This window comes from Nonomuraea sp. NPDC049378, assembly GCF_055586745.1.
This window is the reverse complement of sequence record NZ_JBVJHP010000021.1, coordinates 142,072-166,154: the sequence shown is the minus strand read 5'-3', so window position 1 is coordinate 166,154 and position 24,083 is coordinate 142,072. Positions and strand designations below refer to the sequence as shown.

General features: G+C 71.4%; 29 protein-coding genes, 1 tRNA gene and 1 pseudogene. 22 read left to right on the top strand and 9 right to left on the bottom strand.

Features of this window, described 5'->3' with window-relative positions:
- The first annotated feature begins 2 nt into the window (after positions 1 to 2).
- Genes ACZ6SA_RS38085 through ACZ6SA_RS38065 form a run of 5 tightly spaced genes read left to right on the top strand, consistent with a single transcriptional unit; the run spans position 3 to position 5,410 of the window.
- Positions 3 to 1,613, top strand: coding sequence for an ABC transporter substrate-binding protein (locus ACZ6SA_RS38085; protein WP_347650257.1), 1,611 nt, complete (start codon positions 3 to 5; stop codon positions 1,611 to 1,613).
- The gene (locus ACZ6SA_RS38080; RefSeq protein WP_465833719.1) at positions 1,610 to 2,590 is read left to right on the top strand and encodes an ABC transporter permease; all 981 of its coding nucleotides are present in this window, start codon (positions 1,610 to 1,612) and stop codon (positions 2,588 to 2,590) included. Before ACZ6SA_RS38085 ends, ACZ6SA_RS38080 begins: the two co-directional genes overlap by 4 nt.
- Positions 2,587 to 3,420: an ABC transporter permease gene (locus ACZ6SA_RS38075; RefSeq protein ID WP_132606084.1), complete on the top strand. Its 834-nt coding sequence runs from the start codon at positions 2,587 to 2,589 to the stop codon at positions 3,418 to 3,420. The genes ACZ6SA_RS38080 and ACZ6SA_RS38075 overlap by 4 nt, the downstream gene beginning before the upstream one ends.
- Positions 3,417 to 4,418 carry an ABC transporter ATP-binding protein gene (locus tag ACZ6SA_RS38070; protein WP_465833717.1) on the top strand — a complete coding sequence of 334 codons (1,002 nt, stop codon included), beginning with the start codon at positions 3,417 to 3,419 and terminating at the stop codon, positions 4,416 to 4,418. The genes ACZ6SA_RS38075 and ACZ6SA_RS38070 overlap by 4 nt, the downstream gene beginning before the upstream one ends.
- Positions 4,415 to 5,410, top strand: a complete 996-nt coding sequence (locus tag ACZ6SA_RS38065; protein WP_465833715.1) for an ABC transporter ATP-binding protein — start codon at positions 4,415 to 4,417, stop codon at positions 5,408 to 5,410. The genes ACZ6SA_RS38070 and ACZ6SA_RS38065 overlap by 4 nt, the downstream gene beginning before the upstream one ends.
- Positions 5,411 to 5,519: 109 nt before the next feature.
- Here the strand turns inward: ACZ6SA_RS38065 and ACZ6SA_RS38060 are convergent.
- A pseudogene (locus ACZ6SA_RS38060) lies at positions 5,520 to 5,699 on the bottom strand (SDR family NAD(P)-dependent oxidoreductase); the annotation flags it as partial.
- 219 nt (positions 5,700 to 5,918) lie between these two features.
- On the opposite strand from ACZ6SA_RS38060, the gene ACZ6SA_RS38055 reads away from it, so the two are divergent.
- Positions 5,919 to 6,830, top strand: coding sequence for an NAD-dependent epimerase/dehydratase family protein (locus ACZ6SA_RS38055; RefSeq protein WP_465833713.1), 912 nt, complete (start codon positions 5,919 to 5,921; stop codon positions 6,828 to 6,830).
- Positions 6,827 to 7,762 carry an RNA polymerase sigma-70 factor gene (locus ACZ6SA_RS38050; protein ID WP_347650262.1) on the top strand — a complete coding sequence of 312 codons (936 nt, stop codon included), beginning with the start codon at positions 6,827 to 6,829 and terminating at the stop codon, positions 7,760 to 7,762. The genes ACZ6SA_RS38055 and ACZ6SA_RS38050 overlap by 4 nt, the downstream gene beginning before the upstream one ends.
- Before the next feature lie 42 nt (positions 7,763 to 7,804).
- Here ACZ6SA_RS38050 and ACZ6SA_RS38045 read toward each other — a convergent pair whose 3' ends face one another.
- The 4 genes from ACZ6SA_RS38045 to ACZ6SA_RS38030 all read right to left on the bottom strand — a co-directional run bounded on the left by ACZ6SA_RS38045 (position 7,805) and on the right by ACZ6SA_RS38030 (position 11,367).
- Positions 7,805 to 8,137, bottom strand: coding sequence for a hypothetical protein (locus tag ACZ6SA_RS38045; RefSeq protein ID WP_443150921.1), 333 nt, complete (start codon positions 8,135 to 8,137; stop codon positions 7,805 to 7,807).
- Between the two features lie 105 nt (positions 8,138 to 8,242).
- Positions 8,243 to 8,692 (bottom strand): hypothetical protein, encoded by a 450-nt coding sequence (locus ACZ6SA_RS38040; protein WP_347650264.1) that lies wholly within the window; start codon positions 8,690 to 8,692, stop codon positions 8,243 to 8,245.
- On the bottom strand, positions 8,692 to 10,527 hold the full coding sequence (nhaA, locus tag ACZ6SA_RS38035) for a Na+/H+ antiporter NhaA (protein WP_347650265.1): 1,836 nt from the start codon (positions 10,525 to 10,527) through the stop codon (positions 8,692 to 8,694). Before nhaA ends, ACZ6SA_RS38040 begins: the two co-directional genes overlap by 1 nt.
- A 156-nt stretch (positions 10,528 to 10,683) precedes the next feature.
- Positions 10,684 to 11,367 carry a GAP family protein gene (locus tag ACZ6SA_RS38030; protein WP_347650266.1) on the bottom strand — a complete coding sequence of 228 codons (684 nt, stop codon included), beginning with the start codon at positions 11,365 to 11,367 and terminating at the stop codon, positions 10,684 to 10,686.
- Positions 11,368 to 11,503: 136 nt separating this feature from the next.
- On the opposite strand from ACZ6SA_RS38030, the gene ACZ6SA_RS38025 reads away from it, so the two are divergent.
- Together ACZ6SA_RS38025 and ACZ6SA_RS38020 are read left to right on the top strand one after the other, a co-directional pair.
- A complete protein-coding gene (locus ACZ6SA_RS38025) occupies positions 11,504 to 12,100 on the top strand; it encodes a TetR/AcrR family transcriptional regulator (protein ID WP_347650267.1) in 597 nt (198 codons plus the stop codon).
- Between the two features lie 41 nt (positions 12,101 to 12,141).
- Positions 12,142 to 12,519 (top strand): hypothetical protein, encoded by a 378-nt coding sequence (locus ACZ6SA_RS38020; protein WP_347650268.1) that lies wholly within the window; start codon positions 12,142 to 12,144, stop codon positions 12,517 to 12,519.
- Here ACZ6SA_RS38020 and ACZ6SA_RS38015 read toward each other — a convergent pair.
- Together ACZ6SA_RS38015 and ACZ6SA_RS38010 are read right to left on the bottom strand one after the other, a co-directional pair.
- Positions 12,495 to 12,989, bottom strand: a complete 495-nt coding sequence (locus tag ACZ6SA_RS38015; protein WP_347650269.1) for a 2-thiouracil desulfurase family protein — start codon at positions 12,987 to 12,989, stop codon at positions 12,495 to 12,497. The two genes, ACZ6SA_RS38020 and ACZ6SA_RS38015, sit on opposite strands and share 25 nt — an antisense overlap.
- The gene (locus tag ACZ6SA_RS38010; protein WP_347650270.1) at positions 12,959 to 14,317 is read right to left on the bottom strand and encodes a DHA2 family efflux MFS transporter permease subunit; all 1,359 of its coding nucleotides are present in this window, start codon (positions 14,315 to 14,317) and stop codon (positions 12,959 to 12,961) included. Before ACZ6SA_RS38010 ends, ACZ6SA_RS38015 begins: the two co-directional genes overlap by 31 nt.
- Before the next feature lie 44 nt (positions 14,318 to 14,361).
- Between ACZ6SA_RS38010 and ACZ6SA_RS38005 the strand changes: the two genes are divergently transcribed.
- The 8 genes from ACZ6SA_RS38005 to ACZ6SA_RS37970 all read left to right on the top strand — a co-directional run bounded on the left by ACZ6SA_RS38005 (position 14,362) and on the right by ACZ6SA_RS37970 (position 19,465).
- Positions 14,362 to 15,051, top strand: a complete 690-nt coding sequence (locus ACZ6SA_RS38005; protein WP_347650271.1) for a TetR/AcrR family transcriptional regulator C-terminal domain-containing protein — start codon at positions 14,362 to 14,364, stop codon at positions 15,049 to 15,051.
- Between the two features lie 11 nt (positions 15,052 to 15,062).
- Positions 15,063 to 15,425, top strand: a complete 363-nt coding sequence (locus tag ACZ6SA_RS38000) for a hypothetical protein (RefSeq protein WP_347650272.1) — start codon at positions 15,063 to 15,065, stop codon at positions 15,423 to 15,425.
- Entirely contained in the window at positions 15,422 to 15,799 is a 378-nt protein-coding gene (locus ACZ6SA_RS37995) for a hypothetical protein (protein WP_347650273.1), read from the top strand. The genes ACZ6SA_RS38000 and ACZ6SA_RS37995 overlap by 4 nt, the downstream gene beginning before the upstream one ends.
- Positions 15,800 to 15,851: 52 nt before the next feature.
- On the top strand, positions 15,852 to 16,457 hold the full coding sequence (locus tag ACZ6SA_RS37990; RefSeq protein ID WP_347650274.1) for an SRPBCC family protein: 606 nt from the start codon (positions 15,852 to 15,854) through the stop codon (positions 16,455 to 16,457).
- A 121-nt stretch (positions 16,458 to 16,578) separates the two neighbouring features.
- Positions 16,579 to 17,829 carry a CynX/NimT family MFS transporter gene (locus ACZ6SA_RS37985; protein ID WP_465833705.1) on the top strand — a complete coding sequence of 417 codons (1,251 nt, stop codon included), beginning with the start codon at positions 16,579 to 16,581 and terminating at the stop codon, positions 17,827 to 17,829.
- The gene (locus ACZ6SA_RS37980; RefSeq protein WP_347650276.1) at positions 17,826 to 18,647 is read left to right on the top strand and encodes an alanyl-tRNA editing protein; all 822 of its coding nucleotides are present in this window, start codon (positions 17,826 to 17,828) and stop codon (positions 18,645 to 18,647) included. The genes ACZ6SA_RS37985 and ACZ6SA_RS37980 overlap by 4 nt, the downstream gene beginning before the upstream one ends.
- Before the next feature lie 68 nt (positions 18,648 to 18,715).
- Positions 18,716 to 18,931: a helix-turn-helix domain-containing protein gene (locus tag ACZ6SA_RS37975; protein ID WP_347650277.1), complete on the top strand. Its 216-nt coding sequence runs from the start codon at positions 18,716 to 18,718 to the stop codon at positions 18,929 to 18,931.
- 3 nt (positions 18,932 to 18,934) lie between these two features.
- Positions 18,935 to 19,465 carry a hypothetical protein gene (locus ACZ6SA_RS37970; protein ID WP_465833702.1) on the top strand — a complete coding sequence of 177 codons (531 nt, stop codon included), beginning with the start codon at positions 18,935 to 18,937 and terminating at the stop codon, positions 19,463 to 19,465.
- A 4-nt stretch (positions 19,466 to 19,469) separates the two neighbouring features.
- Here the strand turns inward: ACZ6SA_RS37970 and ACZ6SA_RS37965 are convergent, their stop codons facing one another.
- The gene (locus ACZ6SA_RS37965; protein ID WP_465833700.1) at positions 19,470 to 20,375 is read right to left on the bottom strand and encodes an RNA polymerase sigma-70 factor; all 906 of its coding nucleotides are present in this window, start codon (positions 20,373 to 20,375) and stop codon (positions 19,470 to 19,472) included.
- Between the two features lie 75 nt (positions 20,376 to 20,450).
- Between ACZ6SA_RS37965 and ACZ6SA_RS37960 the strand changes: the two genes are divergently transcribed.
- The 4 genes from ACZ6SA_RS37960 (at position 20,451) to ACZ6SA_RS37945 (ending at position 22,506) form a co-directional block, all read left to right on the top strand.
- Positions 20,451 to 20,523, top strand: a tRNA-Ala gene (locus ACZ6SA_RS37960).
- 151 nt (positions 20,524 to 20,674) lie between these two features.
- Complete coding sequence (locus ACZ6SA_RS37955) at positions 20,675 to 21,109, top strand: GNAT family N-acetyltransferase (RefSeq protein WP_347650280.1); 435 nt, start codon at positions 20,675 to 20,677, stop codon at positions 21,107 to 21,109.
- A gap of 29 nt (positions 21,110 to 21,138) precedes the next feature.
- Entirely contained in the window at positions 21,139 to 21,969 is an 831-nt protein-coding gene (locus ACZ6SA_RS37950) for a maleylpyruvate isomerase family mycothiol-dependent enzyme (protein WP_465833698.1), read from the top strand.
- Between the two features lie 51 nt (positions 21,970 to 22,020).
- Positions 22,021 to 22,506, top strand: a complete 486-nt coding sequence (locus tag ACZ6SA_RS37945) for a helix-turn-helix transcriptional regulator (RefSeq protein WP_347650282.1) — start codon at positions 22,021 to 22,023, stop codon at positions 22,504 to 22,506.
- A gap of 69 nt (positions 22,507 to 22,575) precedes the next feature.
- Here ACZ6SA_RS37945 and ACZ6SA_RS37940 read toward each other — a convergent pair whose 3' ends face one another.
- Positions 22,576 to 22,782 (bottom strand): DUF4236 domain-containing protein, encoded by a 207-nt coding sequence (locus tag ACZ6SA_RS37940; protein ID WP_347650283.1) that lies wholly within the window; start codon positions 22,780 to 22,782, stop codon positions 22,576 to 22,578.
- A gap of 98 nt (positions 22,783 to 22,880) precedes the next feature.
- Here ACZ6SA_RS37940 and ACZ6SA_RS37935 point away from each other — a divergent pair, with 98 nt between their 5' ends.
- Entirely contained in the window at positions 22,881 to 23,657 is a 777-nt protein-coding gene (locus ACZ6SA_RS37935) for a metallophosphoesterase (protein ID WP_465833695.1), read from the top strand.
- Positions 23,658 to 24,083 lie beyond the last annotated feature (426 nt).

The window sequence follows — 24,083 nt, the reverse complement described above, 5'->3', positions numbered from 1 at the left end:
CCGTGAAACGTCTGCTGGCGGTGCTCGCCGCCCTCACCCTCGCCGGCTGTTCCGGCGGCGGAGGCTCCGGCGGGAGCGGTGAAGGTGAGAACGCCCCGCCGCTGATCATCCACGCCGTGGACGCGGGCACGTTCCAGGAGGACTTCAACCCGTACCACCTCGAAGGCGTGAACTTCGGGACGAGCGGGATGATCCACGAGACCCTCATGTACTTCAACAAGCTCAAGCCCGGCGAGATCACGCCGTGGCTGGCGCTGAAGCACGAATGGTCTGACAAGGGCAAATCGCTCACCTTCACCCTTCGCCAGGGCGTGAAGTGGTCCGACGGGAAGCCGTTCACCGCCGACGACGTCGCCTTCACGTTCCAGATGCTCAAGGACAACCCGGAGCTCAACAGGAACGCGCTGGAGATCACCGGCGCCGAGGCGCTGGCGCCGGACAAGGTGCGGATCGACTTCGAGAACACCTCCTACGCCAAGCTGTTCAACATCGCCGGCAACTCGCCGATCGTGCCCAAGCACCTGTGGGAGAAGCAGAAGGACCCGGTCACCTTCACCAACTCCAAGCCGGTCGGCACCGGCCCCTACACGCTGTCGAAGTTCTCGGCCCAGCTGTACGAGATGGTCAAGAACCCGTCCTACTGGCAGCCGGGCAAGCCCGAGGTGCCGGTGCTGCGCTTCCCCGCGTACACCGCAAATGCCGTCCAGACGGCGCTCCAGCAGGGCGAGGTCGACTGGGCGGGCGCGTTCGTGCCGGACATCCAGAAGATCTACGTGCAGGGCAAGCCGGAGCAGAACAAGTTCTTCTTCCCGCCCGAGGGCGTGGTGACGCTGCTGCCCAACCTGACCCATCCGATCCTGTCCAAGCCGGAGGTGCGCCAGGCCATCAGCCTCGCCATCGACCGTGACAAGATCGTCCGGGTGGCCGAGCGCGGCTACACCAAGGTCGCGCATCCGACCGGCGTGCCGATGCCGGGCGGGGAGGCGTACGTGCCGCCCGAGTACAAGGACGCCGCGTTCAAGGTGGACCTGGCCAAGGCCAAGGAACTGCTGAAGGGCGTCGATCCGGCCAAGCTGAAGTTCACGCTGCTGGTGCCCTCACCGTTCACCGACTGGGTCAACGCCGCCCAGCTCATCCGGGAGGACCTCGCCAAGATCGGCATCACCGTCGACACCAGGGGCGTGGCGTTCCAGGACTGGGTGTCCAAGGTCGGCAAGGGCAACTACGAGCTGTCGATCAGGGCCACCGCGTCCGGGCCGACCCCCTACTACCAGATGCGCTCGATGCTCTTCGGCGGCCTGGCCGAGCCCGTCGGCGAGTCGGCGACCGGCAACTACCAGCGCTGGAAGGACTCCGAGACCGACCGCCTGATCGAGGACTACGCCGCCACCGAGGACGAGGCCGAGCAGCAGAAGGCCACGCAGGGGCTCGGCAAGATCATGGTGGAGAAGCTGCCCACGCTGCCGCTGTTCTACAGCCCGTCGTGGGCGCAGTACCGCACGAACAAGTACGTCGGCTGGCCGTCCGAGCAGGACCCGTACGCGATGCCGTCGCCCTACACCTCGCCCGACGCCGCCGTGGTGCTGCTGCATCTGAAGCCGGCCGCCAAGTGAGGTTCCTGGCTCGGCGGCTCGGCTTCTACCTCCTGACGGCCTGGGCCGCCATCACGCTCAACTTCCTGATCCCCCGGCTCATGCCGGGGGATCCGGTGGAACTGCTCGTGGCCAGGATGAAGGGCAACGTCGAACCGGCTGCCATCGACGCGATGCGCCGCGCGTTCGGCATCAGCGACGCGAACCTCTGGCAGCAGTACCTCGACTACCTGGGCAATCTCGCGCGCGGCGAGCTGGGCCGCTCGATCACCTTCTTCCCCACCGAGGTGTCCACGGTCATCGCCGACAGCCTGCCGTGGACGGTCGGGCTCGTCGGCGTGGCCACCCTGATCAGCTACCTCATCGGCACCTCGCTGGGCGTGCTCATGGCGTGGAAGCGCGGCACCTGGCTCGACGGGGTGCTGCCCGCGGCCACGTTCATGCACGCGGTCCCGTACTTCTGGGTGGCGCTGGCGCTCGTGTTCGTCTTCGGCGTGACCCTGCAGTGGTTCCCCGTGTCGAGGGCGTACGGGCTGGACGTGATGCCCGGCATGACCGGCGAGTTCGCGGCGAGCGTGCTCTACCACGCGGCGCTGCCCGCCGTCACGATCGTGATCGCGTCGATGGCCGACCGCATCCTCGGCATGCGCAACGTCATGGTGACGACGCTGGGCGAGGACTACGTGGTCATGGCCGAGGCGAAGGGGCTGACCTCGCGGCGGGTCATGTGGGCGTACGCGGCCCGCAACGCGATCCTGCCCAACATCACCAGCTTCGCCCTCTCGCTCGGCTTCGTGGTGGGCGGCTCGGTGCTGACGGAGATCGTCTTCTCGTATCCGGGGATCGGGTCGATGCTCCTCAAGGGCGTGGAGAACGAGGACTTCCCGCTCATGCAGGGCATCTTCCTCGTCATCTCCCTGGCCGTGCTCGTCGCCAACTTCCTGGCCGACCTGGCGTACGTCGTGCTCGACCCGCGAACCAGGCAGGAGTCCGAATGAAGATCAAGATCGGCTTCGGCATCCTCGTCTTCTTCGCGCTGATGGCCCTGGTCGGCCCGCTGCTCATCGGCGCCGACCCCGCGGCCACCAGCGAGGACGGGCTCCAGGGCCCGTCGGCGGAGCACTGGCTCGGCACCACGCAGACCGGCCAGGACATCCTCACCCAGATCGTGTACGGGGCCCGCATCTCGATGGGCGTCGGCGTGCTGTCGGCCGTCATCGCCAACCTGCTCGCGATCCTGGTCGGCCTCGTCGGCGGCTATTTCGGCGGCGCGGTGGACGAGGTGCTGTCCGTGCTCACCAACATCTTCCTGGTGCTGCCCGCTCTCCCGCTGATCATCGTGCTGGCCGGCTACCTGCCGCAGCGCGGCGTCGGCTCCGTGGCGGTGGTGATCGCGGTCACCGGCTGGGCGTGGGGCGCCCGCGTCCTGCGCGCCCAGACCCTCTCGGTGCGGCGGCGCGACTTCGTCCAGGCCGCCAGGGCCAGCGGCGAGGGGCCGCTGCGGATCATCTTCTTCGAGATCATGCCCGTGCTGCTGCCCGTCATCGCCACCAGCTTCCTGGCCACCGTGGTCGCCGCGATCCTGGCCGAGGCCGGTCTGTCGTTCCTGGGCCTGGCCGACCTGTCCACGGTCAGCTGGGGCAGCATGCTCTACTTCGCCCAGAACGGGCAGGCGCTGCTCATCGGGGCATGGTGGTGGTTCATCCCGCCGGGATTGTGCATCGCGCTCATCGGCACCGGCCTCGCGCTGGTGAACTTCGGCATCGACGAGATCGCGAACCCCCGCCTGCGCACGGTCAAGGTCAAGGTCCGGAAGGCCCGTACATGAACGTCCTGGAGATCCGCGACCTCGGCGTCGACTACCTGTCGCAGACCGGCGCCGTGCACGCCGTCGCCGACGTCTCGCTCGACCTGCGGCGGGGCGAGATCCTCGGCCTCGCGGGGGAGAGCGGCAGCGGCAAGTCCACGCTGGCCAACGCCGTCGCCCGGCTGCTGCGCCCGCCCGCCGCGATCACCTCCGGCTCGGTGGTCTACCACCGCCAGGACGGCACCGCCGTGGACGTGCTCGCCCTCAAGCGGGACGAGTTGCGCGCCTTCCGCTGGAAGGAACTGGCCGTCGTCTTCCAGAGCGCCATGAACTCGCTCAACCCGGTCAGCACCGTCGGCGCCCAGATCGACGACGTCCTGCGCATCCACGCCCCCAAGATGCCCCGCAACGACCGGACGGAGCGGGCCGTCGAACTGCTGCACCGCGTCGGCATCAGCGCCGACCGGCGGCGGTCGTACCCGCACGAACTGTCGGGCGGCATGCGGCAGCGCGCCGCCATCGCGATCGCGCTCGCCCTCAACCCCGAGGTCATCATCATGGACGAGCCGACGACGGCGCTCGACGTGGTGGTGCAGCGCGACATCCTCCACGAGATCAGGGCACTCAGGGAGGAGTACGGCTTCGCGGTCGTGTTCATCACGCACGACCTGTCGCTGCTCATGGAGATCTCCGACAGGATCGCCATCATGTACGCGGGCCGCGTCGTCGAGACCGGCACCGCCGCGGCGCTGCACAGGGCGCCGCGGCACCCGTACACGCTGGGCCTGCTCCGCTCGTTCCCCCGCCTGCACGGGCCCCGCGAGGAGCTGCTCGGCATCCCCGGCACCCCACCCGACCTGCGTTCGCTGCCGCCCGGCTGCGCCTTCCACCCGCGCTGCGGGAGGGCCATGGAGGAGTGCTCCACGCGGCTGCCCCTGCTGACCGGTGGTTCGGGCGGGGCGGACGGCGAGGTGGCGTGCCTGCTGAACGGCGGCCGCGGTGTGGAGGAAGCATCATGATCGTTCTTGAGGGCCGTAACCTCACCAAGCACTTCACCTCGGCCCGCGGGCCGAGGGAACGGTTCGGGAGGCGGCCGCCCGTGCGTGCCGTGGAGGACGTGTCGATCGCCCTGCGCGCCGGCTCCGTGTCGGCGCTCGTGGGAGAGAGCGGTTGCGGCAAGAGCACGGTGGCCCGGCTGCTCGCGCAGGTCTATCCGGCCACGTCGGGCGAGCTGCTGCTGCGCGGCGAGCCGGTGCGCGCGCATCGCGGGGCGGCGTTCCGCGACTACCGGCGCCAGGTGCAGCTCATCTTCCAGGACCCGTTCTCCTCGCTGAACCCCTTCCACCGGGTGCGCTACCACCTGGCCAGGCCGCTGCGCATCCACGGGCACGCCCGCTCGGACGAGCAGGAGCGCAAGATGGTCGCCGGACTGCTCGAACGCGTCAGCCTCACGCCGGTGGAGCAGTTCATGGACAAGCTGCCCCACGAGCTGTCCGGCGGGCAGCGGCAGCGGGTGGCCATCGCACGGGCGCTGGCCGTCCAGCCCGTCGCGCTGATCGCCGACGAGCCCGTGTCGATGCTGGACGTGTCGATCAGGCTCGGCGTGCTGCGGCTGCTGGAGGAACTGGCCAAGGAGAGCGGGCTGGCGCTGCTGTACATCACGCACGACATCGCCAGCGCGCGCTACTTCGCCGAGGACATCACCGTGATGTACGCGGGCCGGCTCATCGAGAGCGGGCCCAGCGAGGCGGTCACCCAGTCGCCCCGGCACCCGTACACGCGGCTGCTGCTGGAGTCGGCGCCCGACCCCGACCGGGTGACCCCGCCCGACGCGACCCGGCACGGCGAGCCGCCCAGCCTCATCGCCCCGCCCGGCGGGTGCCGTTTCCATCCGCGCTGCCCGGTGGCGCTGCCCGTGTGCTCGAGCGAGGCGCCGGGACGTACGGAACTGGGGGAGGGCCGCTGGACGCACTGCTGGCAGGCGGAGACGCCGGAGCCCGTGGCGCGGTGATGTCCCGTTGTGGTCGTTGCTGTCCGTGGCGACGTAGCGCAACCACGGCCACCTCGTCCCCGATCCACTTCGCGGCCTCCTGGACGGTGGCCGGGTCGGTGACGTCCAGGACGACCGCGTACGCGTCGCCGCCCTCCGCCCGCACCGCCGCCGCGCTCTCCTCACCGCGCCGCGCGTCCCTCGCGCCGATCAGAACCGTCATGCCCAGCGCGGCGAGCTGGTCGGCGGTCGCCCGGCCGATTCCCTTGTTCGCCCCGGCGATCAAAGCCAGTTTCTGGTTGTCGTTCATGGCCGAGCTCCTGTCTGGCGTGAGTCGGTCCGTCCCGGGACGGGACAGCCCGGCCGTTCTGTGACACGGAAAACGGGACGGCCGGTTTGAGCCGGTCTCTCCCCGGGATCCGGACGGAGCCACGAGGTCTTTCCCGGAGCTCTCTCCTTCCATGTCACGGAACGACCCGGCTGTCTCGTCCCGGGTGAAAGACACACACGTTGGGGCGGATGAGGATTTATGCGGGTATTCGTGGCGGGCGGGACCGGGGTGCTCGGGCGGCGGCTGGTGCCGCAACTGGTCGCGCGTGGCCATCAGGTGACGGCGACGACGACGAACGCGGACAAGCTGGGCCTGCTGGAGGGACTGGGCGCCGACGGGGTCGTGATGGACGGCCTGGACGCGGTAGCAGTGGGGGAGGCGGTGGCACGGGCCAGGCCGGACACGATGGTGCACCAGATGACCGCCATCTCCGGCAAACCTGATATCAAGCACTTCGACCGCTGGTTCGCCACCACCAACCGGCTACGCGTCGAAGGGACGGACCACCTGCTGACCGCCGCGGAAGCGGCCGGCGTGAGCCATTTCGTCGCCCAGAGCTACGGCGCCTGGAACGGCATCCGTACAGGCGGATGGGTGAAGGTGGAAGAGGACCCGCTGGACCCGACGAGCACAGGCCAGGGGGCGCACGCGATTCGCCACCTCGAGGAGGCGGTCGTCAGGGCGGGCGGCGCGGTCCTGCGCTACGGCGCGTTCTACGGGCCGGGGGCCACCGACGACCAGGTCGAACTGGTGCGCAAGCGGCAGTACCCGGTCATCGGCGACGGCGGCGGCCACAGCTCGTGGGTGCATCTCGACGACGCCGCGACCGCCACCGTCCTGGCCGTGGAGCACCAGGCCAGAGGCGTGTTCAACATCGTTGACGACGAGCCCGCCCCGGCCGGCGAGTGGCTGCCCCATCTGGCGGCGTGCGCGGGCGCGAAGCCGCCGATGCGGATCCCCGCATGGCTGGCCCGGCCGCTGGCAGGGAAGACGGCGGTCACCATGATGACCGAGGGACGCGGCTTCTCCAACGCCAAGGCCAAACGGGAGCTCGGCTGGCGGCTGCGCCACCCCTCCTGGCGGCAGGGTTTCAAGGAGGAGCTGACGTGAACCGGGCCGAGGAGTTCGAGGAGCTGCGGCCGCTGCTGTTCTCGATCGCCTACCGGATTCTCGGGAGCGTGAGCGAGGCAGAGGACGCGGTCCAGGAGACCTGGCTGCGTTACGAGGCCTCACCGGCACAGCCCAGGTCGACCAAGGCGTTCCTGGCGGCCACGGTGTCCCGGATCTCGATCGACGTGCTGCGCTCGGCGCGCGTGCGGCGGGAGGAGTACTCCGGCGCGTGGTTCCCCGAGCCGCTGCTGACCGACCCGTACGCGGACCCGGCGCGGTCGGCGGAGCTGGCCGACTCCTTGTCGATGGCCGCCCTGCTGCTGCTGGAGCGGCTCAGCCCGCTGGAGCGCGCGGTTTTCGTGCTGCGCGAGGTGTTCGGGTTCGGCTTCGGTGAGGTCGCCTCCGCGGTGGGGCGTTCGGAGGCGGCGTGCCGCCAGCTCGCCGTCCGGGCGCGCCGCCACATGGACGACGGGCGCGCCCGGTTCGAGGCGGATCGCCGCAAGCGTGACGAACTCGCCGGGCGTTTCTTCCACGCCTTCAGAGAAGGAGACGTGGAAGGGCTGCGCGTGCTGCTCGCCGGCGACGTACGGATGGTCGGCGACAGCGGCGGCAAGGCGCCGCTGTGGGGAGACGGCGTCTTCGGCGCCGGGAACGTGGCCCGGATGCTGGGCGGCATCGCTACGCCGTTCGCACGGATCGGCGGCGTCGTGGAGCCGCACGAGATGAACGGCCAGCCGGGCGCGATCTTCCGCGACCGGGACGGCAAGATCGTCAACACGTTGGCGCTCGACATCCTCGACGGGCAGGTCCAGACGATCCGCGCCGTGCTCAACCCCGAAAAGCTGCGGCACCTGGGCCCGGTGGCGGACGCCTGGGAGGTCGTGCGCGAGGTGAACCAGGCGCGCGGGCCCGGATGGAGCAGCCCTGCCTGACACCGACCCGGGCCGACCTGGGAGACGACCCGGTCATGGACCTCACGCGCGCGTGACGGCGGTCTCCGGCTGGAGGGCCCGCGGCCCGGCGCCGGCGTCGCTCCGCACCCACAACACCGCCGCCACGGCCACCGCCGCGATCAGCAGCACCAGCCCGCCGGCCACGATCACCCACCACCAGCCGGACCTGGGCGGCCTGGCTTCGTAGACGGGAACGTCGGGCAGCATGTCAGGGGTGTAGGGCAGGCGCTGCGTGTACGGCGACTCCGGCGGGCCCTGCGAGGGCGGGCCGGGCGGCGGGACCGGGTGCGGGAAGCGATGCCTGATCGTCCGGTTGGGATCAGGTTCCTGCCCGTCTGGCTGCTCTCGCGTCATGATCCCCCCACGCGCTTGTGAGTAAGGCCCACATTGTCACACTTCCGGGGGATATTCCGTCTACATGACACGACGGAAGCCGTGCGACAGAGCGGCCGGCGGCCGCTAACCCTGGCCGCCGCCGTAGGGCGGCTGCTGCCAGCCCTGCTGCGGGGGCTGCTGGGGGTAAGGCTGCTGCGGATGGGGCTGCTGGTGCTGGATCGGCTGCTGCTGCCAGCCCTGCGCCTGGCCGGGCTGCGGGTGGTGCGGCTGCTGCGGGTCGCGCCGGGCGATCACGCCCGCGATCAGCAGGCCCGTGCCGGTCGCGTTGAAGAGCATGCCGAGGGCGCCGATGAGCATGGCGGCGCCGCCCGCGCCCAGGGCGTCGTACAACGAGGTGGCGATGAACCCGAGGACGACGTTGACCAGCACCCCCACGAGCAGCACGGCGCAGCCCGCCATGCCCAGCGTCGCGCCGCGCCCATGGGCGCGGCGGTTCATGGCGGTCACGATGACGCCGCCCACCAGCACGACGACCATGACGAGGGGGAAGATGATCGTGATCACGTTGAGCATCAGGCCTTCTCCGGGGGTTGCGGGGTCTCAACGACGGTAGTGGATCGGCGGGCTTCGTCCACCGCCTTGCCGATGGAGCCGAGATCCAGGGCGCCCTGATAGCGCACGCCGTTGAGGAAGAGGGTGGGGGTGCCGCGCACGCCGCTGTCGCGGCCCGAACTCTCGTCGATGGCGATCCTGGCGGTGTGGCGGGAGACGTCCGTCCAGGGCTCGACGTCGATCTGGGCGGCGTAGTGCTCGAGGTCCGCGTCCGTGAGGAACCGCTGGTTGTCGAAGAGGATGTCGTGCATCTCCCAGAACCGTCCGGCGTCGTCCGCGGACTCGGCCACGACCGCCGCGGAGGCGGCCCGCGGATGCAGCGTGCGCAGCGGGAAGTGCCGGAACACCACGCGAACGTCCGGGTTCTTCCTGAGCAGCTCGTCCAGCACCGGGTGGAGCCGCCCGCAGTAGGGGCACTCGAAGTCGCCGTACTCCACGATCGTCACCCTGGCCTTCGCCGGCCCGCGCACGTGGTCGCCGGGCCCCACCGGCACCGAGAGCAGCTCGGGCAGCTCCTCCTCGGGCTCCGCGTCGGGCGGCGCGCACACCCCGCCGCGGTCCCACGCCAGCTTGAAGATCAACCATCCCAGCACCGCGGACAGCAGGGACCCCGCCAGAATCCCGATCTTCGCCTGCGACTGGATGCCCGGCTGGTCGTCGAAGGCCAGGTCCACGATGAACAGGGAGACGGTGAAACCGATCCCGGAGACCGCCGCGCCGCCGAACAACTGCCCCCAGACCAGGTTGCCCGGCAGGCTGCCCCACCCGAACCGCAGCGGCACCCACGTGCCCAGCGAGATGCCGACGAACTTGCCCAGCAGCAGCCCCAGCGCCACACCGATCGACACGGGCGAGGTGACGGCGGCCCGCAGGGCCTCGCCGTCCAGCACCACCCCGGCGTTGGCCAGCGCGAACACCGGCACGATCACGTACGAGCTCCACGGCTGCAACCGCAGCCGCAGCCGCTCGTTGACGGAGACGGCCCGCTGCACCCGCACCGTGGCCTCCCTGGCGGCCTGCGCGCTCGGCGAGCTGGTGAACGAGTGCACGGCCTCGCCGGCGAGCAGCAGCTTCTGGTCGGTCGGCGCGTAGACGAAGACCAGGACGCCGAGCGCGATGCCGACCAGCGTGGGATGGATCCCGCTCTCCAGCGTGGCCACCCAGAGCCCGAAGCCCAGCACGATGTACGCGGGAGCCCGCCAGATCTTCAGCTTGCGCAGGGTCAGGATGGCGGCGAGCAGCCCGAACGCGGTGAGGAGCGCGGGAACGGACAGGCTGTCCGTGTAGAACAGCGCGATGACCAGGATCGCCAGCACGTCGTCCACGATGGCCAGCGTCATCAGGAACGCCCGGAGCGGATCGGGGCAGCGGGCCCCCACGACGGCGAGCACGCCCAGCACGAACGCGGTGTCGGTGGCGATCGGCACGCCCCAGCCGACGGCTCCTGGCCCGCCGAAGTTCAGCAGGAGGTAGATCCCGGCCGGGACGAGGATCCCGCCCAGCGCCGCCACGGCCGGCACGGCGAGCAGCCGGCGGTCGCGCAGCTGCCCGAGCCGCACTTCGTACGACACCTCTAGGCCGATGAGGAAGAAGAAGACCGCCATCAGGCCGTCGTTGACCCAGTGCCGCAGGTCGAGGGAGAACAGCGCGTCATCGAAGGAGATGCCTGTCGGTATGTGCCAGAAGGCCTCGTACGTGTCGCCCCACGGCGAGTTCGCCCACAGCAGGGCGAGCACGGTGGCGGCGAGCAGCACGGTCGTGCTGCCCGCTTCCGTCCTCAGAAACGCCCGCAACATGACAGTTCACCTCCAGGTGTCCGATCCTAAAGGTGCCTGGAAAACCGCCTTCGAGCTGCCCGGCCGGGACCCTGCCGGCGGGCCGTTCGGCGGGCCATCCGACTGGGCCGTCCGACTGGGCCGTCCGACTGGGCCGCGGGGCGCACGCGGCCGCGGTCACCGGAAGAACAGGACCACCGCCGCGTCCCGCGCCAGCAGGAACCCGACGATCGCCAGCCCCCAGCTCAGGGCCGAGGCCGCATGCCTGGCCAGCCACGCGCGCAGCCGCTCCAGCTTCGGCTCCAGCCACGCACCCGCGACGCCGCGCAGGCCCATGAGCGCCAGCGGTGGCGCGATCATCACCCCCACGTACGCCGCCAGCAGCGGCACCCACTGCCCGGCCGCCAGCCCGGAGGTCGTCATGACGCCGATCGCGGCCAGGTACGGCACCATCGTGGCCACCTCGAGCACTCCGGCCGTCAGCCCCAGCAACACCATCGTGCGCGGCCCGCCCACCCGCGGCTCGAACCGGCGCTCCGGCTTGCCGAGCCTCGCGCGCCGCTTCGGGTCGAACCTGAAGCTGAGCGCGAACAAGCCGGCGCCCAGCGCGAGCTGCACCCAGGAGGCGGGGCCGCTGCGCAGCACGTCGCCGAAGGCGTCCATCGCCGTGGACAACCCCAGCATGAGCGCGACCCCCACCAGGAAATAGAAGCCCGCCACGGTGGCCAGATAGATCAGCAGCCGCGACACCCGCGACCTGCCCGAGGCCAGCAGCAGGTAGACGGGGATGCCGAGGGTGCCGAAGCTGGTGCTGTCGACGACCGCGAGGGCGGCGAGGGTGAGCAGCAGGCCGATCGTCATACCGTCGATCCTCGCGGGCGCGGCCGGGCGCCGCCTCCTCCGGCGGAGCGAAGCCGGCGTACATCCTTCTGCTCACCCGCCCGCCCGGCGGTACTGTGGGCCGTCGCTACCGCCCGGCACCGGCGAAGGAGATCCGATGAAGAGCCGACGGTGGGGCCGGTCGAGCGGCACCCGCGACACGCTGCTTCGCGCCGCCCGCGAGGTCTTCCTGGCCAAGGGGTACGCCGAGGCGACCGTCGCCGACATCGTCGAGGCGTCCGGCATCAGCGTCGGCAGCCTCTACCACCACTTCGGCGGCAAGCCCGGCCTGTTCCTGGCGTTGTGGGAGCAGTTCGTGCGCGGGCAGGAGGAGCGCGCCTCCAAGGCGGCCAGGGCCGCGGACGGCGCCGCCGAACGGTTCCTCGCCGGCGCCCGCGCCTACCTGGAAGGCTCGTGGGAGCACCGCGAGGTGGCCAGGTTGTTCCTGGAGAACGACGGCCCCGCCGAGTTCGTCACGCTGCGCCGGCAGCGCGGCCGCGACTGGATCGGCGGCAACAAACGCCTGCTCGGCCTGGCGGACACGCGCGAGAGCCACGTACTCGTCGTGCTGCTCACGACCATGATGGGCGAAGCGGGCCGCGAGGTGGCCGCGTGCGAGAGCGGCGAGGACGCCAGGTTGACGATCGACGAGGCGATCCGCCTGGTGAGACGGCTGCTCCCTACCTCCGGCGGCGTATCCGAGCCGTCTCCTTAGGGACGACGACACGGCGTGCGACCGGTGCGAGCGTGGACCGCATGGACGCTCTCCGCAGGGCGCTGGGCTGGCTGTCCGCCTGCTACGCGCTGGTCTTCCTGTCGTTCGCGCTGCCGCACTGGGGTGTCGTGCCCGGCCTGATGGGCGAGCCCGTGATCATCCCGGCCGCGGTCGTCGAGACGCTGTGCGTGGCCGCCGTGCTCGCCGGCGCTCGCGGCGCGCTGGCCGGGCGCTCCTGGGCCTGGAACGGGCTGATCTACAGTCACGCGGCGGCGCTGGGCGGGGTGGTGCTGGGCATCCTGGCCACGGCGCTCGGCGGGGCCGGCTCGGCGCTGCTCACGTGGTATCACGGCTCGATGGCGGCCGTGCTCGCCGCGGGCCTCGCCGGAGCCTTCTACTTCTCCAGCGTGCGCAGGTAGGCGGCGGCCTCGTCGAGCCGGTCCTCGCCGAACACGCGGATGCCGTCGAGCTCGAGCAACGCCGTCGTGACGCCCTGACCCGGCGTGCGGCGCCCTTCGAAGGTGCCGTCGTAGACGGACAGCCCGCCGCACGAGGGGCTGCCTTCCTTGAGCACCGCCATCCGGATCCGGGACGAGCGCGCCAGCGCGAGCGCCGACCGCGCGCCTGACAGGAACGCGGCCGTCACGTCGGAGCCGTCGGCCGCCAGCACGCGCGCCGCGCCCGAGAGCACGGCCGCGCCGCCCGCGCCGCACTCGATCTCGGCGGCCGGGCGCGGGACCGGCAGCCCGCCCTCGACCTCTGGGCAGAACGGCACCAGCCGTCCCTCCGCCCGCCACGTGGCGAGCAAGGCGTCGGAGCTGGTCTTCGCGCCGCCGTCGTAGCGCACCCTGCGCCCCATCAGGCAGGCGCTGACGAGGATTCTTTCCACGACTTCGATCCTATGAGCGCGATCGGCACCAGCGAGACGGCGGCCAGCGCGATGGTCACCCAGAACGCGTGCGCGAACGGCTGGGCCGCGCCGCCCCTGGTGGACGACTGCAGCACCACGGTGAGCACCGCGACGCCGAACGGCGCGGCGAGGCGTACCGCGATCGTGCTGAGCGTGGTCGCGGCCGGGATGGCGGCCTGCTCCAGCGTCCTGAACGCGGCGGCCATCACCGACGTGGACACCAGCCCGTGCCCGAGCCCCAGCCAGAACATCGCCACCGGGCCCGCGTCGAGCAGGACGAACGCCATGATGCCCGTCACCGCCACGACGACGCCCGCGGCGCCCGCTCCACGAGGACCCCGGCTGTCGGTGAGCTTGCCCGCCAGCGGCATCGTGAGCGCCGCGCCGACGCCCATCGGAGCCAGCAGCAGGCCCGCCTGCAGGGCGCTGCCGCCCTCGGCGAGCTGGCTGTGGAGGGGTACGAGCACGGTGAAGCCGAACAGGGCCGCCGAGTAGCACACCAGCGCGCACACCGCCGCTGCGAACGATCGGTCGGCGAGCAGCCGCAGGTCCAGCAGCGCCCCTGAGGCCCGCAGCGAGCGCAGCACGAACGCGGCGACCAGCGCCACGCCGATCCAGAGCGCGGGGTGCGCGGGCGACGAGCCGTTGCCCACCTCGGACAGCCCGTGGACCAGTGCGGCCAGGCCCGGCGAGAGCAGTGCGAGGCCCACCACGTCGAGGCTGCGCGGGCTCGCGCCCGGCTCGCGGGGCAGCAGCACGTACGCGGCCACCAGCGCGACCGCGCAGACCGGCACGTTGATCAGGAACAGCCAGCGCCAGCCGAGACCCTCCACGATCACTCCGCCGAGCGGCGGCCCCAGCACGGGCGCGAGCATCGCCGGGACCGAGATCATGGCCATCGCGCGGCCCATCCGCTCCCGCCCGGCCGCCTGGGCCAGCAGCGTCTGGCCCACCGGCAGGAGCAGGCCACCGCCCAGTCCCTGCACCGCGCGGAAGGCGACCAGGCTGCCGACCGACCAGGCGGCGGCGCTGAGCGCGGATCCCGTCACGAACAGCACGAGCGAGAGCAGCCAGACGTTCCTGCCGCCGAACCTGCCGACCGCCCAGCCGGTGACGGGGACCGTCATCGACAACGCCAGCAGGTAGCCGGTGACCGCCCACTGCATGGTGGCGAGCGTCGTGTGGAAGTCGCGGGCCAGGGCGCCGAGCGCGACGTTGACGATCGTGGTGTCGAGCATCGTCATGATGACGCCCATGAGCACGACCAGGCCGGTGGCGCGGAGGGGGTTTCGTACGGCGTATCGCATGTCGTACAGCGTATCAATTCCGTACGGTGTCTAGAATCAGGCTTGTGAGTTCCGTCTGGTCCCGCCCCGAGCCGCCCCGCCGTCCCGCGCTGAGCAGGGAGGCGATCGTGACCGCCGCCGTCGCGATCGCCGACGCGGAAGGGCTGGCCGCGGTCTCCATCCGGCGCGTCGCCGCCGAGCTCGGCGCGCGCGCCATGACGCTCTACTCGTACATCGAGCGCAAGGAGGACCTGCTCGCGCTCATGCACGACGCGATCGCCGCCGAGGTCCTCGTCGACGAGCCGCTGCCGGACGACTGGCGGGAGGCGCTGCTGCTGCTCGCCCGGCGCGAGCGCGAGATGGTGTTGCGCCATCCGTGGCGGGTCGAGCTGATCTCGCAGCGGATCGAGGTCGGGCCCAACGGGCTGCGTCACGTGGAGCAGAAGTTGTCCGTGTTCGACGGGCTCGGGATCGACCGGCTGACGGCCTGGCGGATCCTGGCCGCGTTCGCCGACTACATGACCGGGTTCGTGATCAGGGAGGCGACCGACCGCCGCGCGCCCAGGCGGCAGGGCATCAACGACGCCGAGCGGGCCGCCGCCGCCGAGCCGTACATCAGGGAGCTGATCGACGGCGGCGAGTTCCCCCGGCTGGCGCCGATGATCGAGGAGGGCGTGCGGGGCGCCGACGACAACTTCGAGCGCGGGCTCTCCTGGGTGCTGGACGGAATCGAGGCCGGCCTGCACGGGCGATAGCCTTACCTGCGATGAACACCGTCGTCTCCACGATCGTCATCGCCGGCTCCCTGCTGCTCATGCTCGTGAGCCTGGTCGTCGCGATCCGCAACCGGCCGATGGGCATGGTGCTGCTGTCCGGGTTCGCCCTGCTCGAGGTGGCCCTGCTCGTCCAGGCCGGCCTCGTGATCGCGGCGGTGGCCGGCGGAGCGGGGCCCGGCGACAAGGTGACGCTGTTCGGCTACATCGGCGGCGGGGTGCTGATCCCGCCCGCCGGGGTGTTCCTGGCGCTGGCCGAGCGGAGCAGGTGGGGGCCGGCCATCCTGGTCGTGGCCGGGTTCGCGATCGCGGTGATGAACGGGCGGCTGCTGCAGATCTGGCAGGGCGTGGCGTGAGCGCCACCGTCGGCTCCGGGCCCGGGCGCGCCCTGATCGCCGTCTACGGGCTGTTCTCGCTGGCCGCGGGCGCGCGGGCGGCCGTGCAGATCGCCGGCCGGTTCTCCGAGGCGCCGCTGGCCTACTCGCTGTCGGCCTTCGCGGCGCTCGTCTACATCGTGCTCACCGTGGCGCTCGCGCGGGGAGCGCGCGGCCTGGCGCTGGCCGCGCTCGGCATCGAGCTGGCCGGCGTGCTGATCATCGGCACCGCCAGCCTGGTGGATCCGTCGGCGTTCCCCGACGAGACGGTCTGGTCGGCGTACGGCCGGGGTTACCTGTTCATCCCGCTCGTGTTGCCGCTGGTGGGCTTCTACTGGCTGCTGCGCCGTCGGTGACGGCGGCCCCCGCGGCGTTATCGCCGTGCCCGCCGGGGCAGTGGCTGATCCCATGAGCAGTATCGAACACTCCGTAGACGTACAGGCCCCCATCTCGGCGGCCTACAACCAGTGGACGCAGTTCGAGAGCTTCCCCGAGTTCATGGAGGGCGTGGAGTCGGTCAAGCAGATCGGCGACACGCGCACGGCGTGGGTGGTGGAGATCGCCGGGGTGAGGCGCGAGTTCGAGGCCGAGATCACCGAGCAGCACCCCGACGAGCGCGTCGCCTGGCGCTCGGTCGACAAGCCGCACCAGGCGGGCGTGGTGACCTTCCACCGCGTCGACGACGCGAGGACCAAGGTCACGCTCCAGATGGAGTACGACCCCGAGGGCTTCGTCGAGACCGCCGGCGACTGGCTGCAGATCGTCCGCATGCGCGTCACGAACGACCTCAACCGCTTCAAGGAGTTCATCGAGTCGCGAGGCCGCGAGACGGGCGGCTGGCGCGGCGACGTGCCGGGGCCGCACCAGCGCGGCTCGACGTACGGCGGGGAGCAGTCCGTGCCGCCCGGCACTGTCGGCGGCGGCGGGGCGCCTCCCGGGGGCACGCTCCCGCCTCCCGGGCCGGTGCCGCCGCACGGCCAGCCCCCCGAAGGGCCGCCGCGTCCCCTTCTCTGACCGGAGCATCGTCCACCGGCATCGCCCCCGGGCCCCGCGAGGCTCGGGGGCTTGTCATGGGTCAGGAATAAAGCGGCCTTTAGCTCCTGTTAGGCTGATGATTCATCCCATGATTTGATGAATGGAGGATCTCCGGCGTATGAGCGTGCTCGCCCAGGAGTCCAGAGGCCGTACCAGCTCTCTCGCGTGGCTCCTCGTGCTGGGGATCGTGCTCGCCGCGCTCAACCTGCGCACCGCCGTCACCAGCGTGGGGCCGCTGCTCGACCAGCTCGCCGGCGCGCTCGGCATGACGAGCGTCGGCACCGGCGTGCTCACGACGCTGCCCGTGCTGGCCTTCGCCAGCGTCGGCGCGATCACCCCCACGCTCGCCAGGCGCGTGGGCGAGCACCGGTTGCTGCTGCTCGCCCTCGTCACGCTCGGCGTGGGCATGCTCATCAGGTCAATGGTGGGCTCCGCCGAGATATTCCTGCTGAGCAGCGCGGTCGCGCTGTCCGGCGGAGCCGTCGGCAACGTGCTCATCCCGACGCTGATCAAGAGGCACTTCCCGGCCCGCACCGGGATCATGACCACCGTCTACACCACGGCGCTGGCCGCCGGCACCATGCTCGCCGCCGCCGCGACCGTGCCGATCGAACGCGCGTCAGGCGACTGGCACATCGCGCTCGGCGTGTGGGCGGCCCTGGCCGCCGTGGCCGCCGTTCCATGGCTCGCGCTGCTGCGCAGCGAACCGGAGCGGGACGCGGGCGCCGGGGACGCGGGCATCCGCCGGATGGTCAGGAGCCGGCTGGCGTGGACGGTGGCGATCTATTTCGGCACCCAGGCGATGATCGCGTACATCATGTTCGGCTGGCTTCCCACCATCCTCGTCGACGGCGGCTACACCACGTCGCAGGCCGGGGTGATCCTGGGGGTGTTCACCGCGCTGAACATCCCGGTCTCCATCGCCACGCCCATGGTCGCCTCCCGCTTCCGCGACCAGCGACCCGTCGTGGTGGGGCTCGTGGCGTTCTACGCGGCGGGGTTCCTCGGGTTGTGGTTCGGGCCCGCGTCCATGGCGCCGGCCTGGATCGTGCTGGTGGCCGTGGGCATGGGCTCGTTCCCGCTGGCGCTGATGATGCTGGCGCTGCGCACCCGCACGCCGGAGGCCACGGCCGGGTTGTCGGCCTTCGGGCAGAGCGCCGGCTACCTCATCTCGGGTGCGGGACCGCTGCTGGTCGGCGTGCTGCGCGAGGCCACCGGCGGGTGGGCGCTGCCGTACACGATGATCTTCCTGGTTCTCGTGGCGCAGCTCTGCACCGGCCTGTACGCGGGCCGCGACCGCTACCTGGAGGACGAGCGGCCGCCCGCCACGGCTGGGAAGATCGGCGGATGAGATCCACTGTCGTCACCTTCCCGTCCGGCCGGGTCGGCGGCCGTTCGACGATCGAGGGGGCCGTGCCGGTGGGGGACCGGCACGGCCTGGTCGTCGCCGAGACGCCCTTCCACCCCCTCGACCACACCTGGCCCGACCAGCCCGCCGACCGGGGCACGCTCGCGGGCCTGCCGGTTCTCGACTGCGTGACAGGGGCCCAGTCGAGCACCGGCGAGGTGTTCGCCGGCGAGGACATTCCGGTGCGGCGCGGCGCCGAGGGGTGGGAGTGGCTGGTCCTGCACCTCACCGAGTCGCCGTTGCCCGTGGGGGCCGAGGTGGAGCTGGAGGTGGACGCCGGCTTCCGCGCGGGGCTCTCGGCCGGCCACACCGCCTGCCACCTGGCCGCGCTCGCCCTCAACGCGGCGCTGGCCGACCGCTGGCGCAAGGAGCCGGCGCTCGACGGGCTCGGGCGGCCCGACTTCGACCAGGCGGCGATCGCCTCGTCGCGGATCGTGCCGCGCGGCAGCGTGGACGTCTACCGTCTGGGCAAGTCGTTGCGGAAGAAGGGTTTCTCCGCGGAAGGGCTGGACCTGGCGCAGCTCACCCGGCGCGTGAACGAGCAGCTCGCCGCCTGGGTGGAGGCCGGGGCGCCGGTCGCCGTCGACGTGCCGGGGCCGGAGCTGACGGCCCGGCGCACGTGGCGGTGCTCGCTGCCGGAGGGCGAGGCGTCCATCCCGTGCGGCGGCACGCACGTGAGCACCACGGCGGAGCTGGGGCGGGTCGAGGTCGCGTTCACGCTGGAAGAGGCGGCCCTGACCATGCGCACCACCTGCGCCTAGCCAGGCCCGCACCGATGCGTCGTCAGCATATGCTGACACGCGGGCGCTTGTCAGCATATGCTGACGCTATGGACGTCACCGAAGTGGCCGGGAGGGCCGCCGGCCGCGACCCCGAAGTGGGGCTGGCGGCGGTGGCCGCTCTCAGGGCCCTGCTGGAGGAACTGGAGGCGGCGCACGTCTCCAGCGCCCGCGCCCAAGGTTGGTCCTGGGAGCGGATCGCCGACGCGCTGGGAGTGCGGCGGCAGACCGTCCACCGCAAGCACGCCCGCAGGACGAGGAGGTAAGACGTGTTCGCCAGGTTCACCGAAGACGCGCGCAGGGCCGTGGTGCGGGCGGGGATCCTCGCGCTCGACGCCGGGCGGCCCACGCTCGGCGCCGACCAGCTGCTGCTGGGACTGGCCGAGGTACGCCCGTTCGCGCTCGCGTCGTTCACCGCCCGCGCCGCCGACGTGCGCGAGCGCGTCGGCGCGGGCGACCTGCGGGCGCTGCTGGCCACGATCGGCATCGACCTCGACGCGGTGCACCGCCGCACCAGGGCGGGCACGGACGAACCCGGCCTGTGGAGCCTGCGCCGCTCGCGGGTCCGCCCGCTGCGCGTCACCCTGTACGGGCCGCTCGGGCAGCTCCCGCTGGCCATGCACGCCAGGAAGGTCATCGAGGTGGCGGCGTGGCGGCCGGGGCCGGTCACGGGGGAGCGGCTGCTGTGGGGCCTGCTCGCCGACCCCGCCAACGGCGCCGCCGCGATCCTCGCGGACGCGGGCGTGGACCTGCCGGCGCTCGTACGGGAGGCGGGCATCCCCACCCGCCGCGCCGCCTGACCGGTCAGCCGGCCTCGCTCGCCGTCGGCTCCAGATGAGCGATCTTGTCCGGGTTGGCGATGAGGTAGATCGTGCTGATCCTCCCCTCCGAGACCTCCAGCGAAATGACCGACACCACCCGCCCGGCCGCCGAGAGCACGATCGCCGGGGCGTTGTTCAGCACCGCGGAGCCGAACGAGATCCCCTCCGACCGCGCCACGCCGACCGAGGCCAGGAAGCGGGCGAAGTTCACGGGGCGGCCGATCGACAGCAGGAAGCGGCCGACGTTCTCCGCCCCCGTGATGGTCCGCAGCGCGGCCCTGGCCTTGCCGCCGCCGTCGGTGACCATCGTGATCTCGTCGGCGAACATCGCGATCAGCGTGTCCAGGTCTCCCTCCGCCGCGGCGCTGACGAACCGCTGCGTCATCCGCCTGCGCTGCTCACGGTCCACGTCGAACCGCGGCCGCTTCTCGCGTACGTGCTCGCGCGCCCGCCGGGCGAGCTGCCTGGTGGCCGGCTCGCTGCGTGCGATGATCTCCGCGATCTCGGCGAACGGCAGGTCGAACGCCTCCCGCAACACGAACACGGCCCGCTCGAGCGGCGACAGCGTCTCCAGAACCACGAGCAGCGCCATCTCCACGGATTCGGCCAGCTCGGCGTGCTCGGCGGCGTCCGGGGCGGTGCTGATCGGCTCGGGCAGCCACGGCCCGACGTACGACTCGCGCCGCGACTTCGCCCACCGCAGCCGGTCGACGGCCAGCCGCGACGTCACCCTGACCAGATAGGCCTTGGCGTCGTCGACGCCCGCCTCGTCCACCCTTGACCAGCGCAGCCACGCCTCCTGGACGACGTCCTCGGCGTCGGCGACGCTGCCGAGGATCCGGTACGCGACCCCGGCCAGCAGGCTTCTGTGCTCCTCAAACGTCGACATGACGTCTAAGACGTATCACGAGTGCCCCGGTGTGACACGAGGGCTCCGGATCTCCTATACACTTGGTGATCGCAAGGGGCTATGGCGCAGTTGGTAGCGCGCCTCCATGGCATGGAGGAGGTCTGGGGTTCGAATCCCCATAGCTCCACAACATCGTTCAGCTCCGGCCTTCGTCTGATGACGGGGGCCGGTTCCGTTTCCGGACGAGGCCTGCCGCCGATCGCGAGGCCCCGGGACGGCCGGCGAAGCCTCCGGGCGAGAGATATCCTTTCTGACCCAGAGGGCAGGGAGTCTCATCAGTGGTGGTCATCGCTCCGGAGCGGTCGTTCGACGAAGCCGAGGTTTTCGCACTCTACGACTCGGTCGGCTGGGGGCCGTGGACACGTGACATCGCCAAGGTCTGCCGGAGCCTGGCGAACTCGCACCTGGTCATCACCGCCAGGGACGAGGAGGGGCGGCTTCTCGGGCTGGCGCGGACGGTGTCGGACGACGAGATGATCTGCTACGTCCAGGAGTTGCTGGTCGACAAGGAGTTTCACGGCCGGGGCATCGGGCGGCGGCTGCTGGAGCACCTGAAGGAACGTTACGCGCACTGCCGCTACTTCATGCTGACCACCGATCACGAGTCCACGCCGGAAGGGGTGGCCAACCACGCCTTCTACCGGCGCCTCGGCCTCATCGAGCACCACGAGCAGAAGTTGTCGGCGTTCGGGCTGAGAGTCGGAGAAGGCTGACTTTCCGCCGGTTGCGTAATGTTGGCGATATGACGATCTTCGGCCCTGCCATCGACGTACGCCCGCTGTTCCCGCGCGAGCGGCGGGCCCTGCTGGACCTCCTCGGCGGGCTCGCGCCGGAGGACTGGTCGAGGCCGACGGTATGTCCCGGATGGGACGTCCACGACGTCGTCGCCCACGTGCTGAACGACTACATGCGGCGGCTGTCGGGCAGCCGCGACGGCTACGGCCGTGCCGTCTTCGCCGACGACGAGACGCTGCCCGCCTACCTGGCCCGCGTCAACGGCCAGTTCGCCGAGGCGCTGCGCCAGATCAGCCCGCAGGTGATGATCGACCTGCTCGGCCGGCTCGGCGGCCAGCTCGACGACCTGTGGGCGGCCCGCGACCTGGGAGGGCCCGCCGACCTGGACGTGTCCTGGGCCGCCACGGACGTCGGCAGCCCGGCGTGGCTCGACTTCGGGCGCGAGTACACCGAGTTCTGGGTGCACCAGCAGCAGGTGCGCGACGCCGTCTCCGCTCCCGGGGCCGACGACCCCGCCCTGATGGGGCCGGTGCTGGACGTCTTCGCCCGGGCCCTGCCGTACACACTCCACTCGGAGGAGCGCCCGGAGGGGACCACGGTCGTGCTGGAGGTGACCGGGCCCGCCGGCGGCCGGTGGTCCGCCACCAGAGGCGCGGGCCGGTGGAGCCTGTCCCAGGCCGGTGCGGAGCCCGCCGCCCGCGTCTCGATGGACCAGGACACCTTCTGGCGCCTGGCCACCAGGGGCGTCACCCCCGACCAGGCCCGCGAGCGCGCCGACATGACGGGTGACCCGGCGCTCGCCGCGTCGGTCGCCACGCTGCTGGCCATCGTCGCCTGAGCGCTTCCCCGGTCAAAGTGCGCACCGGCTGAGCACTTCGGACCGCACGTCATGCGAGCCGACCGACTTGTCGCCGCCCCGCTCCTCATGCAGGCCCGCGGCGTCAGGCCGGTGTACGAGCGCCGCGCCGGCGAGCGCACGCAGCGGCTGGCCGATCCCTGGGGGCTCGTGGACAAGGACGGCATCTGGTACGTGGCGGCCGGGACCGAGCGGGGTCAGCGTACGTTCCGGGGGGACCGGATCGTCTCCGCCACCGTGACGGACCTGCCCTTAGAACGGCCGGAGGGCTTCGAGCCGGCGCGGGCGTGGGAGCGGGTCGTCGCGGAGATGGAGCAGCGGCGCTCGCAGACGTCGGCGACGGTGCTGGTCGCCGAGAGGTTCGCGCCCATCCTGCGTGACCACTTCGGGCGCCACTGCGAGGGCGAGGAGAGCTCGCCGGGAGGGCGGGCCCGGCGCCGGTCAGGGCCGAGCCGGCCAGGATCGGCGCCGATCTCGTCGAGCGCTACGGCGAACGACCTCGCCCGAGTGCGCGCATGAGTGAGGCGAGCCAGGCGTTCGGGCCGGAGGCGTCGACCCCGGCCCGGGCGCGGGGGAGCGGGATACGATTCAGTAGTGCCGGTGGTGATGTCTCCGAGACCCCAGCGTCTTGCCTATGTGGAAGCCGCCCGGCAGGTGCACGGACACGTGGCGGCGGCCGTCGGGGCCGGTCGTGACCCGGAAACGCCGGTTGCCGAAACTGTGGCCGACGCCGTGCCGCGACAGGTTGATCCGGAACGGTCCCACCTTGATCGACTTTCTGTAGTGCCAGCCCAATGCCCCTCCTCCTGCTTCGTACGCTCATCCGGAAGAACGACCGGGCCATGCGCGGGGTTCCTCCCGCCGGGCCGTGACCATCGGAAGGATCCGCGCTCATGATCGTGATCGCCCACCTGAGCGACATCCACATCGGCGCCACCCCCGACGCCGTCGCGCGCGCCGACAGGGTGATGCGCTACCTGGACGCGCTGCCGTACGACCTCGACGCGGTGCTGGTGACCGGCGACATCGCCGATCACGGGCTGGCCGAGGAGTACGAGCAGGCCGGGAAGGTGCTCACCTCGCGTCACCCCGTACTGGCCGGGCCCGGCAACCACGACGTGCGGGGGGAGTTCCGCCGGGTCCTGCTCGGTGAGCCGCACCCAATGGTCCGCGCCGGCGACGGATCCCGGCCTGGGCCCGTCAACCAGGTGCTCCGCACGGGCCGCGCGATCTACGCCATGTGCGACTCGTCCATCCCCGGCGAGAACGCCGGGCGGCTGGAGGACGAGACGATCGCCTGGCTCGAAGGAGTGCTGGACGGCGCCGACCGCCCGGTGTTCGTGGCCTTCCACCATCCGCCGGTGACGCTGCAGAGCCCGCCGCTGGACGGGATCAGGTTGCACCGGCCGGAGCGGCTGGAGGAGGTGCTCACCGGCCGTGCGGACGTGCCGGCCGTGCTGGTCGGCCATGCGCACATGCCGGCCGCCACCACGTTCGCCGGACGCCCGCTGCTGGTCGCTCCCGGGGTCGTGTCCACGGTGCGGCTTCCCTGGGAGGGCGGCACGACGTTCGACACCTGCATCGACTACGACCTGCCGCCGGCGCTCGCGTTCCACGTGCTCGACGGCGAGGGCCGGATGACCACCCACTACCGCCTCGTCCCCCCGTGATTATGTGTGTCCCATTCTCCTTTGAAGTTTTCCAGCGTGAAACGTCCGCACCCGCTGAATCGCCAGATGTGGTAGCGCCCCGGGGTTCCTTCCTGGATGGTGCAGAACGCATCGCCGCACTGTTCACGGAATGGACGAAAAGCCGCGCCGCTTGAGCGCCTGCCTCGGTTCTGGGGGTCCAGAAGTAGGTGACGTGGGCATTCGAGTAGTTGATGGTGACGTATGCGGGCGGGACGGCGAGGGCGCGCTGCGCCGACGTGGTGGACAGTGCCGCCGCCGGTTGCGCGCCGCCCGGAAGAATGACGAAGAAAGTGGCGAGCGTCGCCGACGCCGTCGCCGCCTTGAGCGCGAGTTTCCTTACCTGACGCAGTCTGTTCGACGAGTGTCTTGCTCCGTCAAGCCGGGGAACTGTCCTCACCTCAACAA

Excerpts from the sequence above, each read along its gene's own strand:
- ACZ6SA_RS37990 (WP_347650274.1), top strand. The coding sequence starts at position 15,852 with ATGAGCAGTATCGAACACTCCGTAGACGTACAGGCCCCCATCTCGGCG.
- ACZ6SA_RS38075 (WP_132606084.1), top strand. The coding sequence starts at position 2,587 with ATGAAGATCAAGATCGGCTTCGGCATCCTCGTCTTCTTCGCGCTGATG.
- ACZ6SA_RS37965 (WP_465833700.1), bottom strand. The coding sequence starts at position 20,375 with ATGTCGACGTTTGAGGAGCACAGAAGCCTGCTGGCCGGGGTCGCGTAC.
- ACZ6SA_RS38000 (WP_347650272.1), top strand. The coding sequence starts at position 15,063 with ATGAACACCGTCGTCTCCACGATCGTCATCGCCGGCTCCCTGCTGCTC.
- ACZ6SA_RS37945 (WP_347650282.1), top strand. The coding sequence starts at position 22,021 with ATGCGAGCCGACCGACTTGTCGCCGCCCCGCTCCTCATGCAGGCCCGC.
- ACZ6SA_RS37975 (WP_347650277.1), top strand. The coding sequence starts at position 18,716 with ATGGACGTCACCGAAGTGGCCGGGAGGGCCGCCGGCCGCGACCCCGAA.
- ACZ6SA_RS38020 (WP_347650268.1), top strand. The coding sequence starts at position 12,142 with ATGGACGCTCTCCGCAGGGCGCTGGGCTGGCTGTCCGCCTGCTACGCG.
- ACZ6SA_RS38055 (WP_465833713.1), top strand. The coding sequence starts at position 5,919 with ATGCGGGTATTCGTGGCGGGCGGGACCGGGGTGCTCGGGCGGCGGCTG.
- ACZ6SA_RS38010 (WP_347650270.1), bottom strand. The coding sequence starts at position 14,317 with ATGCGATACGCCGTACGAAACCCCCTCCGCGCCACCGGCCTGGTCGTG.
- ACZ6SA_RS37935 (WP_465833695.1), top strand. The coding sequence starts at position 22,881 with ATGATCGTGATCGCCCACCTGAGCGACATCCACATCGGCGCCACCCCC.
- ACZ6SA_RS37985 (WP_465833705.1), top strand. The coding sequence starts at position 16,579 with ATGGAGGATCTCCGGCGTATGAGCGTGCTCGCCCAGGAGTCCAGAGGC.
- ACZ6SA_RS37980 (WP_347650276.1), top strand. The coding sequence starts at position 17,826 with ATGAGATCCACTGTCGTCACCTTCCCGTCCGGCCGGGTCGGCGGCCGT.
- ACZ6SA_RS38025 (WP_347650267.1), top strand. The coding sequence starts at position 11,504 with ATGAAGAGCCGACGGTGGGGCCGGTCGAGCGGCACCCGCGACACGCTG.
- nhaA (WP_347650265.1), bottom strand. The coding sequence starts at position 10,527 with ATGTTGCGGGCGTTTCTGAGGACGGAAGCGGGCAGCACGACCGTGCTG.
- ACZ6SA_RS38030 (WP_347650266.1), bottom strand. The coding sequence starts at position 11,367 with ATGACGATCGGCCTGCTGCTCACCCTCGCCGCCCTCGCGGTCGTCGAC.
- ACZ6SA_RS38070 (WP_465833717.1), top strand. The coding sequence starts at position 3,417 with ATGAACGTCCTGGAGATCCGCGACCTCGGCGTCGACTACCTGTCGCAG.
- ACZ6SA_RS38040 (WP_347650264.1), bottom strand. The coding sequence starts at position 8,692 with ATGCTCAACGTGATCACGATCATCTTCCCCCTCGTCATGGTCGTCGTG.
- ACZ6SA_RS38065 (WP_465833715.1), top strand. The coding sequence starts at position 4,415 with ATGATCGTTCTTGAGGGCCGTAACCTCACCAAGCACTTCACCTCGGCC.
- ACZ6SA_RS38045 (WP_443150921.1), bottom strand. The coding sequence starts at position 8,137 with ATGACGCGAGAGCAGCCAGACGGGCAGGAACCTGATCCCAACCGGACG.
- ACZ6SA_RS37950 (WP_465833698.1), top strand. The coding sequence starts at position 21,139 with ATGACGATCTTCGGCCCTGCCATCGACGTACGCCCGCTGTTCCCGCGC.